General features: G+C 44.7%; 13 protein-coding genes and 2 pseudogenes. 7 read left to right on the top strand and 8 right to left on the bottom strand.

Annotated features, from left to right (window positions below; genetic code table 11):
* Positions 1-1,517 (top strand): ATP-binding protein (locus TZ48_RS02075; RefSeq protein ID WP_162674456.1); only part of this gene is annotated, 1,517 nt, incomplete at its 5' end.
* A 131-nt stretch (positions 1,518-1,648) separates the two neighbouring features.
* Here TZ48_RS02075 and TZ48_RS02070 read toward each other — a convergent pair.
* The 3 genes and pseudogenes from TZ48_RS02070 to TZ48_RS02060 all read right to left on the bottom strand — a co-directional run bounded on the left by TZ48_RS02070 (position 1,649) and on the right by TZ48_RS02060 (position 5,637).
* Positions 1,649-1,834 (bottom strand): hypothetical protein, encoded by a 186-nt coding sequence (locus TZ48_RS02070; protein ID WP_112478071.1) that lies wholly within the window; start codon positions 1,832-1,834, stop codon positions 1,649-1,651.
* A 30-nt stretch (positions 1,835-1,864) separates the two neighbouring features.
* Positions 1,865-4,218, bottom strand: a pseudogene (locus TZ48_RS02065) (fatty acid cis/trans isomerase).
* A gap of 186 nt (positions 4,219-4,404) precedes the next feature.
* Positions 4,405-5,637: an L-lactate MFS transporter gene (locus TZ48_RS02060; protein WP_112478070.1), complete on the bottom strand. Its 1,233-nt coding sequence runs from the start codon at positions 5,635-5,637 to the stop codon at positions 4,405-4,407.
* A gap of 504 nt (positions 5,638-6,141) precedes the next feature.
* On the opposite strand from TZ48_RS02060, the gene TZ48_RS02055 reads away from it, so the two are divergent.
* Positions 6,142-6,507 (top strand): NADH:ubiquinone oxidoreductase, encoded by a 366-nt coding sequence (locus TZ48_RS02055; RefSeq protein WP_112478086.1) that lies wholly within the window; start codon positions 6,142-6,144, stop codon positions 6,505-6,507.
* A gap of 109 nt (positions 6,508-6,616) precedes the next feature.
* On the opposite strand, the pseudogene TZ48_RS02050 reads toward TZ48_RS02055, so the two are convergent.
* Positions 6,617-8,814, bottom strand: a pseudogene (locus TZ48_RS02050) (TonB-dependent hemoglobin/transferrin/lactoferrin family receptor).
* 208 nt (positions 8,815-9,022) lie between these two features.
* On the opposite strand from TZ48_RS02050, the gene TZ48_RS02045 reads away from it, so the two are divergent.
* Positions 9,023-9,910 carry a LysR substrate-binding domain-containing protein gene (locus tag TZ48_RS02045; RefSeq protein ID WP_112478069.1) on the top strand — a complete coding sequence of 296 codons (888 nt, stop codon included), beginning with the start codon at positions 9,023-9,025 and terminating at the stop codon, positions 9,908-9,910.
* Between the two features lie 28 nt (positions 9,911-9,938).
* On the opposite strand, the gene TZ48_RS02040 is transcribed toward TZ48_RS02045, so the two are convergent.
* Positions 9,939-12,623: a bifunctional acetate--CoA ligase family protein/GNAT family N-acetyltransferase gene (locus TZ48_RS02040; RefSeq protein WP_112478068.1), complete on the bottom strand. Its 2,685-nt coding sequence runs from the start codon at positions 12,621-12,623 to the stop codon at positions 9,939-9,941.
* A gap of 232 nt (positions 12,624-12,855) precedes the next feature.
* Between TZ48_RS02040 and TZ48_RS02035 the strand changes: the two genes are divergently transcribed.
* Positions 12,856-13,485 (top strand): SPOR domain-containing protein, encoded by a 630-nt coding sequence (locus TZ48_RS02035; protein WP_112478067.1) that lies wholly within the window; start codon positions 12,856-12,858, stop codon positions 13,483-13,485.
* Between the two features lie 162 nt (positions 13,486-13,647).
* Positions 13,648-14,649 carry a D-alanine--D-alanine ligase gene (locus tag TZ48_RS02030; protein WP_112478066.1) on the top strand — a complete coding sequence of 334 codons (1,002 nt, stop codon included), beginning with the start codon at positions 13,648-13,650 and terminating at the stop codon, positions 14,647-14,649.
* Here the strand turns inward: TZ48_RS02030 and TZ48_RS24285 are convergent.
* Both TZ48_RS24285 and TZ48_RS24280 read right to left on the bottom strand, forming a co-directional pair.
* On the bottom strand, positions 14,640-14,840 hold the full coding sequence (locus TZ48_RS24285; RefSeq protein ID WP_162674455.1) for a site-specific integrase: 201 nt from the start codon (positions 14,838-14,840) through the stop codon (positions 14,640-14,642). The genes TZ48_RS02030 and TZ48_RS24285 overlap by 10 nt on opposite strands.
* Before the next feature lie 182 nt (positions 14,841-15,022).
* A complete protein-coding gene (locus tag TZ48_RS24280; protein WP_162674454.1) occupies positions 15,023-15,595 on the bottom strand; it encodes a hypothetical protein in 573 nt (190 codons plus the stop codon).
* Positions 15,596-15,688: 93 nt separating this feature from the next.
* Here TZ48_RS24280 and TZ48_RS02020 point away from each other — a divergent pair, with 93 nt between their 5' ends.
* Both TZ48_RS02020 and yciH read left to right on the top strand, forming a co-directional pair.
* Positions 15,689-16,057 (top strand): DUF3319 domain-containing protein, encoded by a 369-nt coding sequence (locus tag TZ48_RS02020; protein ID WP_112478064.1) that lies wholly within the window; start codon positions 15,689-15,691, stop codon positions 16,055-16,057.
* Position 16,058: 1 nt separating this feature from the next.
* Entirely contained in the window at positions 16,059-16,370 is a 312-nt protein-coding gene (gene yciH / locus TZ48_RS02015) for a stress response translation initiation inhibitor YciH (RefSeq protein WP_042495943.1), read from the top strand.
* A gap of 427 nt (positions 16,371-16,797) precedes the next feature.
* Here yciH and TZ48_RS02010 read toward each other — a convergent pair whose 3' ends face one another.
* Complete coding sequence (locus TZ48_RS02010; RefSeq protein WP_162674453.1) at positions 16,798-16,998, bottom strand: hypothetical protein; 201 nt, start codon at positions 16,996-16,998, stop codon at positions 16,798-16,800.
* Positions 16,999-17,002 lie beyond the last annotated feature (4 nt).

Below are 17,002 nucleotides of genomic sequence, written 5' to 3'. Positions count from 1 at the left end.
CAAGCCGTGCTAAATCTGCATTTCTTGCGACCATGAGTCATGAGATCCGGACCCCGATGAATGGGGTGCTCGGCACCGCTGCCTTGATGGAAGATACGCCACTGAATGCTCAGCAGCGCAATTACTTGCAGGTAATCAACCGCAGTGGTCAGAACTTACTCGCAATCCTCAATGATATTTTGGACTACTCGAAAATAGAGGCGGGTCACCTTGAGATTAGAAACAAACCATTTGATCTCTATCGGATGGTGCAAGATTGTTATCAGCTAATGCTAGGTAAAGCGCTGGAGAAGAACTTAGATTTTCGTTTCCATATTGAAAGTGACGTCTCTGATGTTTATTGCGGTGACGTTACCCGCCTTAGTCAGGTGCTTAATAACTTAGTTGGCAATGCGATTAAGTTCACCTCGTCTGGTCAGGTCGACATCTATGTATCTCTGGATCCTGATGACGAAACATGTGTGATGATCGAGGTTTCCGATACGGGTGTCGGAATTAGCCCGGAAGATCAATTGAATTTGTTTGAGGCCTTTACTCAGGCAGAAAATGGTCACAGCACCATTGGTGGCACTGGGCTCGGTCTAGCAATAAGCCAAAGGCTTGTCCACGCGATGAATGGGGAGATCTACGTTGATTCTTATCTTGGTGAAGGGAGTCGTTTTTGGTTTGTGATTCCATTGGAGCAATGTGCACTTGAAGGGCAAGAGATTACAACGCCTATTGGTGGCTCTGAAACCGTAAACGGTCGCGTGCTCTTGATAGAAGATAACGCAGTGAATCTCATGGTTGCAGAAGGCTTTCTGGTGAATATGGGGCATCATGTGATCGCTGCGGAAACTGGAGAAGATGCCAAGGTTATGTTTGCCGAGCACGATTTTGATATTGCGCTGGTGGACATTAACTTGCCAGACTGTAGTGGTGTTGATTTATTAAAAGCATTCAGACAAATAGAAGCTTCCAAAGCTACGAAGCAAAAGACACCTATGATTGCGGTATCCGCTCATGTATTTAACGAAGAGGTAGAATCTTACTTAGAGGCGGGGTTTGACGGATACCTTCCAAAGCCGGTCGATAGAGAAGATCTGCGAGACACAATACAGCAGCATCTTGCCCATAAAGTGACAACCTATTTGGCGTCGGAAAGTCAGCCTTCCCAAACAGAGTTAGAGACGTTGGAAGAATCGACGATTATTGATGAAAAAGTGCTACGTGATGACTTATCGATATTAGGTCATGACCGAGTGAAGAAAATTGTTGATGCGTTTGTGGAATCAAGTCAGCAGATCATCGAAGAACTAGAAAACGCAGCGCAAACGGATGATGGGCGAGAAGTTAAAGCATTGGCTCATAAACTCAAAGGTAGCGCAGCGGCCCTGGGTTTAACGCAACTCTTTGAAATCTGCCTTGCTATCGAAACTGCCGATGATCATATTGGGCGATTGCTTTCCGTCCTAGAGCTTTTAATTCAGTCAAGACAGCAATCTGTTAATCGTTTAAGGCGTATCCTAAACAGCTAGTGCTGTATGAATATACAGCTCATTGATTTTCGCTACTTTTTTGACCATTAACGAGCTTGTGAGTAAAAAATACGCCAAACAAGAAAAAGGGCTCCGTGTGAGCCCTTTTCGTTCTACAGTTGGATTAAACGTTACCACTCATCATCAAAATAGGTTCGGTGTTCAACTGCATAGGGATCTTCATCAACCCCTTTGTTAGAGAGTCCTCTCAAGTGTTCGAGTTGGTGTTCCAACATATTGACGGTCTCGTAGTCACCGTCTGAACAGGCAACATAGATCTGTTGCTCGATGGCTTCAATGCTATCTCTAATGCTCATCTTACACCTCCTAAGCGTTCCCACGAGCACTCATCTGTTCTCAAACCGATTATAGTCCAACAGCCCGAATTCGATAGGTTGAGTGCGCTGGTAAAACTCATGAACTTGGTCGCTAAATTGCCAAAAATCTGGAGAACTACGTCTAACTGCATAATTGTCGAGCAGTTTTACATAGTCCTCTTCGCCGTTGATATTTTGCAGTGCAACGACAAAATTTTCGATCTCTGACTCTTTGAGACTTAGATACGCGCCGGGGTAACTACCGATCACACCTCGAACAAAGGTGAGGTCATCGTTTTTATAATCGCGATTCTTCTCTTCAGAGAACAAGCTTGAGATGTTGATGTGTGCATTATTATGAAGCAGGGTAAACAGTTGTTGATTACCATTCTCCGCTTCAATCATCACCATTACGATTTGAGGCACGGTTTGCAGTCCTTCTCCTCTGATATCGTCAATACTGCGAAGCAATGCTTCGTTTTTCTCAGACAAACCCGTGTTGACGATTTTAAATCGGTCGTGAAGTATTGGCTGGAGTTTGGTCTGCAATTTACCATACAACTCTTGTTTATAGTCCTGGGTTAAATAAAGCTCTTGGGTAGGTTGGCTGAACGGTTTGATATTGCGCTGTAAAAACTCACTAAATTGTGGGCTTTGCTCTTGATACCAACTGCTGAACTCTTGGTGACGAACCGTATTTGGCAATAGGGCTAAGAAGTTACTTTCACCTTCCATTCGCAAGAAGTCCATGAACATGCGAGTGATCAATTGATGGCCAAAGTTACCATAGACGTCAAAACCAGCCACCAGCAAGTAATGGATACGCTCTAAGAGAGCGTAATCAAGGATCCAGGCTGTCTTAGGCGGCGTGCCCACCATACCTTGAACGACAGAGGCACTATCGAAATGACGGAAAACCGTCAGCGCTGCGTTTGGATTCTCTCCATTGCCGGTCCAAAGTACGTCGGTCGTCAGGTGCTTGCCACCTTCAAACCATTTATTCATGAACTCGGATTTTGCTTCTAGATAGCGAGTTTGTTGATTTGCGTATTTCACCCAGTTAGTAATTGGAACCGTATTGCTTTCTAGCTCACTTGGCAACTTCAAGTTGTCAGCTTGCTGCTGATAAAACTCATTCACTTCTGGTAAGTCTGCCTTGTCTGGGTCGAGGAAGAACACCCAAAAACGATCATTAATGACGTTCAGAGCTAGCTGACCGCGACACACAGGCCCCTTAATGTAGGCCATGATCGTATTCTGAGCATTATCGAGCATGAACTTAAAGCGTGCGTTCACCGGAAGATCTTTAAATGCCGTCATTGGGTTAGCCGAGACAGCGATATCATAACTAGGAAGGGTTTTCACCTCATAGCTAGGTTTAATGAACCATTGATACCAAGACTCGAGCCTTTGTGTGTTAAGAGCAAAAGGCATGTGGGTTTTATCTACAATTGTGCTTCTTACTGGAACGAGGCGGTAATAGACACGGTCAACACCCGGGGCATCATAAGGTCGTCGAGTCACGACCCTATCTATAGGTTTACCAGGCGGTGTCGTAGAACGAATGATAGTAAAAAAGCGTCGCTCGGTTTCCACCTCTGAGAAATAGAGGTGAGCGAGATAGAGGTGCTCATAGATATACCTTGCCGTCAGCTGGTTTTTTAAATCATCGTGATTGAGCAGCGTTTCATATTCATTGACGAGGCTTTGCTCTTCCTCTGTGAGTGGCAGTGGTGCATTCATTTTTGCGCCACTACCTAGCCATGAAATTAGCGTTTGGTACTCAGTGTTGGTAATGCCAGGCATACCGTAAGGCATACCCCAGAGCGGGTAATCGGCTTCGTAGGCATCATATTCTTCAATCGTTGGGCAAACCTGGGTGCGATCGATGGAAAAATCAAATCCTTCAAGTTGAGCCGTTTCCGGCAGCGGGTGGCGTGCTTTTTGTGTCAGCATCCTAGCAACCAAGCCTGCATCTAAGTTGCCAGACAGAGATTGCTCGCGCTCATTAAGTACTGGGATAAACCCTAATTCTCTCCACTCTGCAGTGGTCTGAGCGTCTTCAAATAGACGAGTAGGCTGCGATGCAGTCAGACGGGTGCCTTGATAAACAAGCTCTTTGCTTGAGCCACGATCAATACCATCAACGGAAGAAAGTTTTAACTGACAGGGGGCGTCGTAGCAGGCATGGCAAACGACACAGCGATTGTCGATGATAGGCTTGACTTCAGAGAGAAAGAAGTCTGATTCGGGGACGAGACAGGAACGGTACGTTCTCTTACTTCTGGTGTACCAAATAGCTGGTCATAATTGAGCCCTGCGTAAGTGGCACATCCTGAAAAAAACAGGATCAGCAGGGTGAGTGAAAATCGTTTTAGTGTCATATTGTGCTCTCAATGCATCGCATGGTGCGAGTTTTTCCTTTTGCATAACGCTAATTTTCATTGATAACTCGATAATTTTCCAACTATAAATCCTAAACAGCGCCCCAATAATGTACTGAATTGACAAAAAAAGCCTGACGATGAATCGTCAGGCTTCGATGTGATGGTACTTTAAAAGCAAGGGAATTAAGCTGTTTTCAGCTCAGCTGCTTTCTCTTCAGAAATCGGTTTAGTCACAAGCGAAAGTACGATACATACGCCCATCATAACCGCAGAAATTGTGTACGCTAGGTTGTAACCACCACCATGAGTCATTGAGTAACCCACGATAGCTGCACCAATCGCGCCGCCGATACCCCAAGACGTGTAAAGCACACCGTAGTTGGTACCGTAGTTCTTAAGGCCGTAGTACTCAGCGGTTAGTGATGGGAATACCGCTAGTAGTGTACCGTAGCCAACGGCAGCAACTGCAGTACCGATGATCAACATGAACTCAGAAGTAAACGTTGAGAACAGTACCATGTTCATCCCCTGAAGGATGAACGCGAGCATTAGTGTACGTACGCCGCCGATCTTGTCAGACAGGATACCTGCTGCGATACGACCGCCAGAGTTAAAAATAGCAAGCAGAGAAGCCAAGTAAACTGCGTTCGGTAGGTTAGCTTGTACGCTTGCAATGTTGGTGATGTTACCAATGATCATCAGACCAGCAGCTGCTGCGAACGCATACATTACCCATAGAGAGTAGAACTGAGGCGTTTTTAGCATTGCTTTCCAGCTAATGTCGGCCGCTTTCTTAACTTGTACCGGTGCTTGACCTGCTTTTACTTTTGGCTCTTGTGGTTGATAACCTGCTGGTGGGTTATTGATCGTAGCCGCAAGTGGAACAGCAATGATAAGAACGCCAACACCTAGTACCATAAATGCAGAGCTAATACCCATAGAACCGATCAGAGAAGAGGTTAGGGGAGCTAGGTATACTGCTGCTAGACCAAAGCCCGCTGCGATAAGGCCATTAACCATGCCTTTCTTAGAAGGATGGAACCACTTCATTGCAGAAGGAGATAGACATGCGTAACCGAAACCGATGCCCGCGCCAGTGATCATACCGAACGTAATGTTAAGCATCATTACCGATTGAGCAAAGCTAGAAGCAATCATGCCAAGGCCAGTGAGCGTTGCACCCAAAATAAGGATGTTACGTGGACCCATACGGTCTTGAAGTACGCCAGCCACAAGAAGGCAGATAGAAAAAGTGATGGTCGCGATAGCGTAAGGAGATGACGCGTCTGCTGCACTCCAACCCCATTCACTTACTAGGGCTTTGTTAAATACACTCCAAGCATACAGGATGCCAAGACAAAGGTTGATACAGAATCCTGCAATTAGGATTCGCATAGCTTTATCAATCTTGCTCATTTTTGTTCTCTGATATGTCGAACAACGTTCGGGGGTTAAACATTCAAATTAAGTTTGCGTTTATCAACAGATGCCGCAAAGGAGCGCGGATTATAACCAATATTCCTACAATTGGAATCGATTTTTCCGAATTAATTCAATTAACTTATTGATGTAACAAAAGTGTAAATTTGATATTAATTTGACGTGTGAATTATTGGCTTGGGTTGTGGGATCACAAAATTGGCAAATATTAAAAAAAAGCGAATTGTAAATACATTGTTACAATATGATTTTACTCGACAGTAAAATACGTAACATACTGTTGCTCAAGGCGATCTATATTTTCGATTGTTGTCTAATTGTAACGAGAAATGAATGTATGAAATGCGCCCTAAAAATGGTCAAAAAGTAAGCTTGAAATGTCGTCAATAAGGAATCACAATACAGGAAAAATGAGATTTCAAAATTGAAAATGGACATTTCAAACACGTTTTTGATTATTTGTTGAGGTGACGTATGTTCATGACCAAAATTCTAATGTTGCTCGGTGTCTCTCTTGGAGCAGGTTACGCAGCCGCAGATCACATTCACTCTTATCTCCTTGGTTTATCTATTGCTTCTTTGGCTGTTGGCGCGTGTTACATGATCGCATTTGCGAGCACACGTTTCCCACAATTTGCTATGGGACTGTTACTTCTAGGTACGATTGCGAAACTCACAGTTACTGTGGTAGGGGTAGGTTTAAGTATTTCAAACGATTTGATCACCTCACCAATCGTATTTGCTCTGTCTTATCTGTTCTACATCATTGCCGTGAGCTATTTGTGGTTCAGCTACCGTGACAGCATTACGCCAGCGCCTAAAGGAATGAAAGCGCACGTCGCATAACTGCCTCAGCAAGGTATGTTACCTAAGCATAGAAAAGCGCCGATTCATTAACATGAGTCGGCGCTTTTTCCTTTCGAGTGTTGCTTTTTTACCACAGGCCATTCACTGACTAGAACAAGTACTCTAAGGTAACAGACCAGTTTCTGCCCGGTTGGGTATAGAGGTCATAGTTTTTTGGAGACATTGACCCTGGCACGACCGTCTTTGATCTTAAGTCATCATGCAGCCAATACTTAGTGTCAAATGCGTTAAACAGGCCAGCGCGTAAGGTAAGATCCTGCATTGGACGGTAATAAGCGGTGAGGTCGACAACCGCATAACCTGGTGCATCTACGTTCTTTTTGTCCGCTTCTGCGTCTCTGTCCTGCCAATCCGTTTTTCGGCTCGCCATTGTTAGCGAGCTCAATAATCCCCAATTGTTAGCCGTATTGTCATAACCAAGTGCAAGTACGGAACGAACCGGAGTAATGGTGTCGAGTTGTTCGCCAGTAGACTTGTCTTCACCGTCGGTGTAGGTCAAAGAAAAACGAGAATACAGGCCTTGAGGTGCACCTAACCATTCATCGAGGGCGACATTGGTTGAAAACTCAACGCCGCGAATATCAACGTTGTCTAAGTTAACCATGGTGTACACTTCTTTACCGCTGTCAGGATCCGTTCCTAGATCTTTTTGAGAGATAAAATCAGTATATTGATTGTAGAAACCAACCAATTCATACGTAGCATTTTTGGACTGGCTTCTAAAACCGAGCTCATAAGATGTGCTGCGTTCAGATGTTAGATTCGGGTTGGCTTGTATAATTGCGCCCTGGTTATAGGTGTAATAAAGATCGTGAACGGTAGGGCTTTAAAGCCTTGGCTCACCTGACCAAATACACTGTATTGTTGGCTTAGGTGGTAAACTGCGCCCAGTTTTGCCGAAAAGTCATCATCTTGGTAGGCACTGACTTCATTGCTATAGCCGTCGCTTTGTTTTGGATCCGTCTTGAAGCTGTCGTAACGTAACCCTGCGTTCAAGACCAGTTGTTCATTGAGCAAGAAGATCTGATCGTCAATGAATAATCCAAAGTTTGTGGTAGTCGCATCGGGTACACCGGTCGATCCTACAGCACTGCCAGTCTGTTTGTAGTCATCGTTATTCAGTTGAAAACGATTGTCTTTGTAACTCGTACCATAGGTAAGTAGGTGATAATGACTGTCGTAATCCAACTGCTTGTTAAGTTTCGCATCAAATAGCCAAGAGCTATCTTGAGCATCGCGTTGTCTTAGTCGGTCGCCGTACAGGTTAGTGTTGTCAAAGTTTTTATTCAGGCTACGACTATCTTGATAATTAACCGACCAGTCGAAACCATCAGCGAACGCGCTATTGATTTGCCACTGGTGCTCAAACCCGAGTCGGAATCGTTTGTTTTCATCTGATGTATTTCTTGAGTTGTAGGTGAAATCCATCGGGCCCATTGGAATGCTAATGCCGTAGTAGGAGAGTTCATCTTCTTTATGTGAGTAATTGTAGTACTCACCCGTAAGCCCAATACGATGTTGATCATTGACTTGGTAGTACGCTTTCGCTAGAACATTTCCTAGCCTTTTGCTCGCAGGGTTGGCGGCACCTCGTTGCTCGCCAACCACATTCGCGCCGCTACCATGAGTTTTGGTTTCAGAGCCATCTGCATACGTTAGCATGAGCAATGTTTCTAGCTTGTCTTGGCGCATTGCCCAAGTTCCTGTGGTCTTGAAGTTCTCGTCTGCCGAGCTGTAACCGGTTTTGATCCCAAAACGGTGCTCATTGTCATCTGTGACCAGTACGTCGTCGGGGTTTTTGGTTCTCATCACAACTGCACCAGCTACCGCGTCTGATCCAAACAGGGACGAAGACGCGCCCTTATTGACCTCAATCGTTGCCAGCGTGTCGACTTCAATGGCATTGGGATATTTACGCTGCTCTCCCGCACCAGGGTTATAGCCAACAGGTTGTTGAACGCCATCAACCATAATTTTGACTCGAGATCCGTTCATACCGCGAATGTTGAAACCTGAAAGACCAAACCGTCCACTGCCTTCCGCTTCAACACCAGGTAGATATTTCACTGCTTGTTTAATATCGCCCGCCATATTTTTCTCAAATTCATCACTTGAGATTTTGCTAATGGACGTTGACACATCAGAGTAGGCTTGAGGTGTTTTTGTGCCAGAAACGACAACCACGTCGTCATAGGACTTAGCGTCAATTTCTGCGTATAGTTGTGGTGCAAAGGCCAGTAATACTGAAGTAGCGATGAGTTGTCTTTTGAAGGGAAACTGGTACATCAATTTAATCCATAAATAAAAATGTGAGTAATGCCTTTAGAGGATGCGGATGTGATAATACAGATCTAAATGATAATTACTATTATTATCGTTAAAATAGTTGACCGGGCGTGCAAAAATTGTTCACCTTGTATAACTCGTTAAGTTTTGCTATCACTGACAGACAGTTAGACAATACCCACCAAATTGTCGGTGATAAGGAACAGAAATGTCGGTGTCGATTACATTGGAAGCGTTAACCATTCTGGATGCCATTGAGAGAAGAGGTTCATTTGCCGCAGCCGCGGCTGAATTCGACCGCGCTACGTCATCGCTCAGTTATCAAATGCAGAAGCTTGAGCAAGACTTGGATATTATGATTTTCGATCGCTCTGGCCACAAAGCGACACTGACTGATGCTGGAAAATTGATTCTAGAAAGAGGTCGAGTCATTCTTCAGGCAACGGAGAGCATGATTAATGAAGCAAGGTTGCTCGCCAATGGCTGGGAAGTCGATTTAACCATTGCTTACGACAGCATTATCCCGGTTGCTAACTTTTTTGACCTTGTTGATAAGCTAGGTAGTGTCAGCAAAACACGTGTCAAATTAGAGGAAGAAGTCCTTGCTGGATGCTGGGAATCGTTGAGTGAAGGGCGTTGTGACTTGCTTGTTTGTCCACAGCCAGAAGTATTGCCGCAAGGAGTTAAAGCGCAGCGTCTTGGTGAAATGTCGATGACATGGGTTGCCGCAACAGATCACTATGTACATAAACGTAATGGTGAGTTTGATAGTGAAGCGCGTAGCAAATACCGAGTGATTGCCATTGCCGATACCGCTCGCGAGCAGCCAGCATTAAGCGTCAACATTTTAGAGAAGCAGCCCCGGTTAACAGTGTCTAATTTAGACGCAAAAGTTGAGGCATTGGTTTCCGGATTAGGAATTGGAACATTGCCAACACAAGTTGCGGATAAACTGATAGCTGAAGGGAAGCTCAAAGCGATTAAAGACACTGAAGTCAGTAGCATCGATGTGGTTCTGGCGTGGAAACGCAACCACATTGGTGAAGCAAAATCTTGGTGTATTCGTCACCTCACTAAGACTTGGGACTTAAAATAAGGGGCTTTTTGCCCCTTTATCATTTCAATTAATCAAGTCTCAACACCATATCAGCGACTCCGTCCTCAAACTGTACATCGAGTTCAAAGCCAAGCTTTTGGGCGAGGGTAAGCATGCCTCGGTTTGTGGGCATCGTCATGCCAGAGATTTGTTTGGTCTGCTTGCTTTTACAGTAATCGATGACCTTGTTCATCAAGATACGACCAAGTCCATTGCCTTTGAGATCTGAGCGAATCAAGATAGCAAACTCAGCGTCACTATTATCCGGCGTGACGAGTACTCGAGATACCCCAATGATGTGCGGTGTTTGGTGGCTCAGATCAACCGCAACAAACGCCATTTCCCTGTCGTAGTCGATTTGAGTTAGGTTCGCGAGTGCTTCATGATTGAACTCTCCAACATCAGAGAAAAACCGTTTGTAGAGATCTTCTTTGGTGACGTTATTGATAAAATCCGCGTGGTAAGGCTCATCTTCCGGACGAATGGGGCGCAATAAAACTTGAGTCTCATCACGCAGCGTTAATGTCTGTTCCATCTCGGTTGGGTATGGCCTGATCGCGAGTCTGGATTGCGGTTCTCCGTCAAAGCGCTGGATGACGACGGAGGCATCGAGTATGGTAATGTCATCGCCATTAAGAAGTAGTGGATGGATATCCAGTTCATGTATTTCTGGACAGGCCACTACGATCTGAGAGATCTTTACTAGGAATCCCGCCAGTTTGGCAAGATTGATCGCATTGGGGGACTGTTGGAACTTAAGTGTTCCTTTGTTAATCGCATTAATAATAAGGTAACGGGCTAGCGCCATATTTAAAGGCGGTAACGCTGTGACGGCTTCACGCTCGATGTTCCATTCCGAACCCCCTTGCCCAATAAAAATCGCCGGACCAAATGTTGGGTCGCTAAGCACTTTGACTCGTATTTCTTGACCACCGGCAACCTTCGCCATTTGCTGAACAGTCAACCCTTCTATACGTGCGTCAGGGTAGGAGAGACGCGTACGATCAAGAATAGACTGAGCAGCGTTAGATACTTCTTGCGCATCTTTTAGATTGAGCATGACGCCGTGGATATCAGATTTATGGGCGATATCAGGAGAGCGAAGTTTTACTGCAACGGGATAGCCAATATCATCGGCTAAGTGAATAGCTTCGCTTGGGTCGTGTGCAAGCCATGTCGGGAGTGTCGGTAAATTAAGCAAGCCAAATAGTTGTTCACAGACATGAGATTCCAATGATGAAGAGCCACTCGCCTCTGGTAATGTCCCGATTTGAGTCGCTAGCCATTCGTGTGCTTTGTCGAGTTGTTCTGTTGAATAAGAATCTGTTGTCGTCGGCGTTTCCATAAGTTGCCATTGATTTCGTCTGTACTCGACAAGGTGCATGAACGCCGTCACCGCACTTTCGGGGGTTCGATAGGTGGGTATCCCTTGGCGCGTAAACAGAAGGCGTGCCTCTTTTGCTGTTGCTTCGCCAGACCAGTTCGTCAGAATATTAAAGCGTTTTGCTTTGGGGTGAGCGTGAATGGTTTCAATAACTTCACGCGCAGTTTGTGAGGATTCGGCAGTTGCTGATGGGCTGTGCATGATCAGCAGTGCGTCAATGTCTTCACTGTCTAGGATTCGTTGTATTGCTTGGCAATATCGTGCGGATGTTGCATCGCCGCCTAAATCGACAGGATTCGACTTTGGCCAGTTCACCGGCAATATTTTATCTAACTCGTCGATCGTATTCGCTGATAGTTGGGCTAAACTGCCTCCTTTATCAGCGAGCGTGTCGAGCGCCATTAATGCAGGCCCCATGCCATTGGTAATAATGGCCAAGCGTTCGCCTCTCAGTGGAACAGAATGAGTGAGCGTTTCTACCGCAGCAAACAGTTCATGAGTATTGTTTACCCGCAGCATACCTGCTCTTTGAATTGCTGAGTCATACACGATATCGAAAGACCGTGAAGGTTGGTTAGATTGCGCCATAGTACCGGCTGTGTGCCGACCGGCTTTAAGAACCAAAATACGTCGATTACGAGAAGCGGCTCGAGCTGCTGAGAGAAACCGCCTTGCATCTCGAATGGAGTCAACATAAAGCAAGATGGCTTCCGTTTTACTGTCCCGAGATAAATAATCGAGAATGTCATCGAAATCCACATCGCTACCATTGCCGATGGAGATGAATGCTGAGAAGCCAATATTTTTATCATTCGCCCAATCTAGAATTGTTGTGCAGACGGCCGAAGACTGGGAAATGAATGCCAATTTACCTGGAAGACAATCGACGGGTGAAAACGAGGCGTTAAAGTGTTGCCAAGGCAGTAATACCCCAAGGCTATTTGGTCCGACAATTTTCATGCCCGCTTGCTGAGCGATGCGCAAGCAAGTTTGTTCTATCGTATTTTCGCTGTCATAAGGAACTGACATGTCCGATGCCATTATGATCGCGACTTTCACCCCAGCGACAGCCAAGTCGTTAATCAAGTCGACATTTCTATCTCCTCGCGTACACAGAATGGCAATGTCTGGAACCAGCGGCAATTCACTGACTGAGCGATAGCAAAGGATCCCATTAACGGACTTGTGTTTAGGGTGAACCGGCAAAATAGTCCCTTGATACCCGCCCATAAGGAGGTTCTTAATAACGACGCTACCTGCACGATTCGGTTGACGAGATGCTCCGATTACGGCAATAGAACTGGGTTTAAATAGTGTATCCAACGACATAGCGTCTCCCTGAGCGGTCGAGTATTGGGCATAAGATGCATTATTCAACAATACTAGACTAGCTTTGAATCGATTAAAGTTGGTTTGCTCTTAAATTTAGACATAACGTATTGCTGTGCCTCAATTATTGTGTAACATGTCACAGGTAGTTAGGACAGGGTACTGGAACCATCGATAGATGACATTCCTGTCTGATAAAGGATAGACAAAAGTTAATTCAGGCAGTGATACGATGAAGAAAGTGGTAATAGTGAGCTTAGCTACCATGTTGGCAGCTTGTTCGTCTGGTGATTTCACAGCAGAAGTGAAGTCAGAAAGTTATCGTGAAGACTATCAACCGGTAGCAACAACGGCTGCGCCAGTTGCGGTCGCGACAACAGCAGCTGCAAATGCTGATTCAGAAAAAGTAGCGAAGAGTCAAAAAGCAGAAAATCAGCCTGCAAAAGCCCAAGCAGCATCGACTCAAACAGCATCCACTGCAACTAAACAAAAAGCAGCCCCAGTGAAAGCGAAGCCTGCTCAGGACAATAAAGTGGTCAAGATTGTCCCGCCGTCTAAAAAACAAGCAGAGCAGAACGTTCGCTTCGGGTATACGATTCAAGTTGTTGCCGTAGGTAGTCAAGATAAAGTAACCGGTTTTGCGAATAAGCTACCTAAGAGCAGCCAACCAGTTTGGCAAAACTATAAAGTGGTGAATGGCACTAAATGGTACGCACTACTTTACGGAGACTTTGCTACTAAAGTGAAAGCGCAGCAGGCAATCAAAACTTTACCTCAAGAATTCCAAGACTTAAAACCTTTCGTTCGCAGCATCGACAAGATCAAAAAGTCCGACTACCCAACATTGAGCAAGCTTAATTAGTAAAATGAATACCCAAGATGCCCAGTGCTTAGATGCACTGGGCATTTTTGTATGTAAACTGCTCATCCGAGTGAATAAATGGCAAATTTAACAGATTTAGAACTGAATCTTGCTGTTCAATCGTTTATGATTCTTTGAAAGCAATCCAAGGACAAGCTTAAGATGTCAAAACTGAATATCCTACTTCTATGTGGCGGCGGCTCTGCTGAACATGAAGTCTCTCTCGTCTCTGCGAACTATCTAGAAAGCCAACTTAAACTGAATGCCAAGTTTAATGTCACCAGAGTTGAAATCACCAAAGAAGGTTGGACGTGCAGCGATGGTCATCTCGTTGTATTAGATCTCAACCAAAAGGCGTTGGTGGGAGAACATCTTAAACTTGATATCGATTATGTCGTTCCTTGTATTCACGGATTCCCAGGAGAAACCGGTGACATTCAATCATTGTTTGAAATGGCAGGTATCCCGTATCTAGGTTGTGGACCAGAGGCAAGCAGTAACAGCTTCAACAAAATCACCTCGAAGTTATGGTACGACACCTTAGGTATTCCTAACACACCATACCTTTTCTTGACTGAAAATGACGAAAACTCTCACCAGGCGGCAAGCCAAGCGTTTGATAAGTGGGGTAAAGTGTTTGTCAAAGCGGCCAAGCAGGGCTCATCGGTTGGATGTTACAGTGTCACGGATAAGGCCGAACTTGATAACGCCATTGATGCCGCATTCGGTTACTCAGACCAAGTTGTCGTAGAGCAAGCGGTGAAGCCACGTGAACTTGAAGTCGCAGCCTACGAATACCAGGGCAAACTGGTTATCACACAGCCTGGTGAAGTAACCGCTCCAGACGGCGCGTTTTATAGCTATGATGAAAAGTACAGTGCAGACAGCCACTCAACGACGACCGTAGAGGCGACCAACTTAACAGATGAGCAGCGCGTTGTTATTCATGAGTCGGCACGTAAAGTCTTCACTCAAATGAAGCTTAAGCACTTGTCTCGCATAGATTTCTTCCTTACAGAAGACAACAAAATCTACCTAAATGAAGTCAATACATTCCCAGGAATGACACCGATTTCCATGTTCCCAAAAATGGTGGAGCATTCCGGCGTACCTTTTTCAGAGTTTTTGACTGATTGTATAGAGTCTGCTTTTAATCAATCGTGATTTTTCTTTGTTTTAAAGAGTGACTTCTGCTCTTCTGACAAAGACGTTTTGCCGCTGTACTGCAGCGGCATTGCTGGACTGGCCCAACGACCAAACTCCTGTATCTCCCTGATTTTCAAACCTTCACGAGACAATTCTTGAACCGCACCAACACGCCCTGATTGAGAAGAAAAACTGAGCGTATCATCCAAGCCGAGTAACTGACTTGCGCGTTTCAGTACTCGATGTATCGAAGAGTCGTCGAGCGGCGAATCACTGATATTGCCGTGTCTATCAATCGCTCGAAATAAAACAGAGTAGGGAACAAAGCTTAACCATCGCTGGATGCTCTCACCACCATACTCGCTTAACCGATATTGTCTATCGTCTATTGTTACACAGTAACTTTCATCATCTTGAGCGATATCCTCGCTGTCAATGACTTTAAATCTCGACGCTTCAGCGCACACTCGTACAATAGAAAGTAGATAGCCAAATCACGACAGTCTTTCTTTTCATCGCTGGAAGACAAGAGTTTATGGAGTTCGGCTAAATGTTCAGAAGTAAAAGGAGTGGTTTGTTTGACTTTCGTGTAGCTGGCTATTTTTAACTGATTCATCACCAATCCTACCTGACGCGAGCGAGTAGGGTCTTTATAATCAAATAGATAGTGAACCAAAGATATAGTGACAAGGTAACGTCTAACGCTACTGAATTTTTTGGTTTGCCTTGTATGCTCGATAAATTCAAGTAATGTAGCTTCTGTAGCGGGTAATGAGGGATGACGATGTCGCTGACAAAACTCATTGAAAGTGCGCCAGTCTTTCGACATCGCCAGATTTGTACTACGTGAGTAACAATTAGCAGTCATGTCAGCAAACTCTTGAGAACCAATTGATGAGCGTAGCAACCCTTTAAATCTGTTAGCTTCGTCAGGTTCTGCTATTTTCGGGATGTCTTTTTTCATACTAATGCACTATAACTTAATTGATTGACTTACAATACCTGATAACATGTCACGTGAACAGTGATACAACAACGATACAAGAGAAAAGTCTTTATGGCTCTAGCGAGTTATCGAGGGTTTACCCTAAAATCTATCGGCTCTTCCAATCAAACATGGAAAGTCACTATTAAAAACCGTGAGTTACAGGGCACTCTTGCTGCTGTAAAGAAGAGCATTGACTGGTGGTGTGATACCGCGTCAATCATTGACCCGGCTACATTGGCTTCACGTTCCGAAAAAGCGCCCGCGAAAGGCGCGCAAGAAAGCTTCAACGGTTTTACTATTCGTAACGATACAGGTGAAAACAACGCCTGGTACTGCATGTTTAATGGTAAACTTATCAAAGGTGGTAAGCTTGCTATACAAAGACATATAGAGGCGTACCTAATTGCAAAAAAGAAAGCCGAACTAGCAAAGAAATAATATGACTCTCGTATACTCAACGGAAACAGGCCGTATCAAAGAAGAAAAACAAAAGCCAGAGCGTCCAAAAGGCGATGGCATTGTTCGAATCCAAAAACAGACTAAAGGCCGTAAAGGAAAAGGAGTTTCGATCATCACAGGCTTAGACCTAGATGATGCGCCGCTCAAGCTACTTGCAGCTGAACTTAAAAAAGTTTGTGGCTGTGGCGGCTCAGTAAAAGACGGCAACATCGAGATCCAAGGCGATGCTCGAGACAAGATCAAAGCCGCACTTGAAAAGAAAGGCTACACAGTTAAGTTAGCCGGCGGTTAATGACACCAGAATAAAACAAAAGCCAGTACAGTTTAGGTGCTGGCTTTTGTGTATCTAAAACCACATTATCTAAATCGTAGATTAAGATAATGTGGTTATTAGGTATTTTATGGTAAATCATCGTTATGGTTAAATTGGGAAAGTTTTGTGACATAGGGGAGCTAATAAGGGAATTAATTTAAGCTCAGCCATGCTTTATTTAACATAATATACATAATGCGAAGTGAGATTGTAAGAGCAATATAGTAATGTCCGGTTTGAGCAACTTTAAAATGTCCTCCTAAGCTTAATTCGTAGTTAGCTTATGAGGAGTTAATTGCTATGAGTAATCACGAGATTAATCGATTCAAAGTCCTGACGGGTGTGCGAGAAAAACGCTTACGACAAATCGACGCTGCTGATATTTTGAATATCTCTACTCGACATGTCAGGCGCTTACTAAAGCAACTGTTTCGAGCTTATAGTGGTTAGCAAAAATGACCACCGTTTTAAAGGCAACGGTAACGCCCACTGTAACACGTTGAACGATTTCAGTTTTGGTCATGCCAGTTGCACGCTGCACTCTTTGCATTGCATCCGCAACACTGCAATTGCGACCGACTTCCATGACGGACATGGTATACAGCATCTTG

It is taken from the genome of Vibrio variabilis, from assembly GCF_003263785.1.
Lineage (GTDB): Bacteria > Pseudomonadota > Gammaproteobacteria > Enterobacterales > Vibrionaceae > Vibrio > Vibrio variabilis.
This window is presented reverse-complemented; position numbering and strand designations above follow the sequence as displayed.

Bases quoted from the DNA above. Each gene is read 5' to 3' on its own strand.
- TZ48_RS02070 (WP_112478071.1), bottom strand. From the start codon at position 1,834: ATGAGCATTAGAGATAGCATTGAAGCCATCGAGCAACAGATCTATGTT.
- TZ48_RS02060 (WP_112478070.1), bottom strand. From the start codon at position 5,637: ATGAGCAAGATTGATAAAGCTATGCGAATCCTAATTGCAGGATTCTGT.
- TZ48_RS02055 (WP_112478086.1), top strand. From the start codon at position 6,142: ATGACCAAAATTCTAATGTTGCTCGGTGTCTCTCTTGGAGCAGGTTAC.
- TZ48_RS02045 (WP_112478069.1), top strand. From the start codon at position 9,023: ATGTCGGTGTCGATTACATTGGAAGCGTTAACCATTCTGGATGCCATT.
- TZ48_RS02040 (WP_112478068.1), bottom strand. From the start codon at position 12,623: ATGTCGTTGGATACACTATTTAAACCCAGTTCTATTGCCGTAATCGGA.
- TZ48_RS02035 (WP_112478067.1), top strand. From the start codon at position 12,856: ATGAAGAAAGTGGTAATAGTGAGCTTAGCTACCATGTTGGCAGCTTGT.
- TZ48_RS02030 (WP_112478066.1), top strand. From the start codon at position 13,648: ATGTCAAAACTGAATATCCTACTTCTATGTGGCGGCGGCTCTGCTGAA.
- TZ48_RS24280 (WP_162674454.1), bottom strand. From the start codon at position 15,595: ATGAAAAAAGACATCCCGAAAATAGCAGAACCTGACGAAGCTAACAGA.
- TZ48_RS02020 (WP_112478064.1), top strand. From the start codon at position 15,689: ATGGCTCTAGCGAGTTATCGAGGGTTTACCCTAAAATCTATCGGCTCT.
- yciH (WP_042495943.1), top strand. From the start codon at position 16,059: ATGACTCTCGTATACTCAACGGAAACAGGCCGTATCAAAGAAGAAAAA.
- TZ48_RS02010 (WP_162674453.1), bottom strand. From the start codon at position 16,998: ATGCTGTATACCATGTCCGTCATGGAAGTCGGTCGCAATTGCAGTGTT.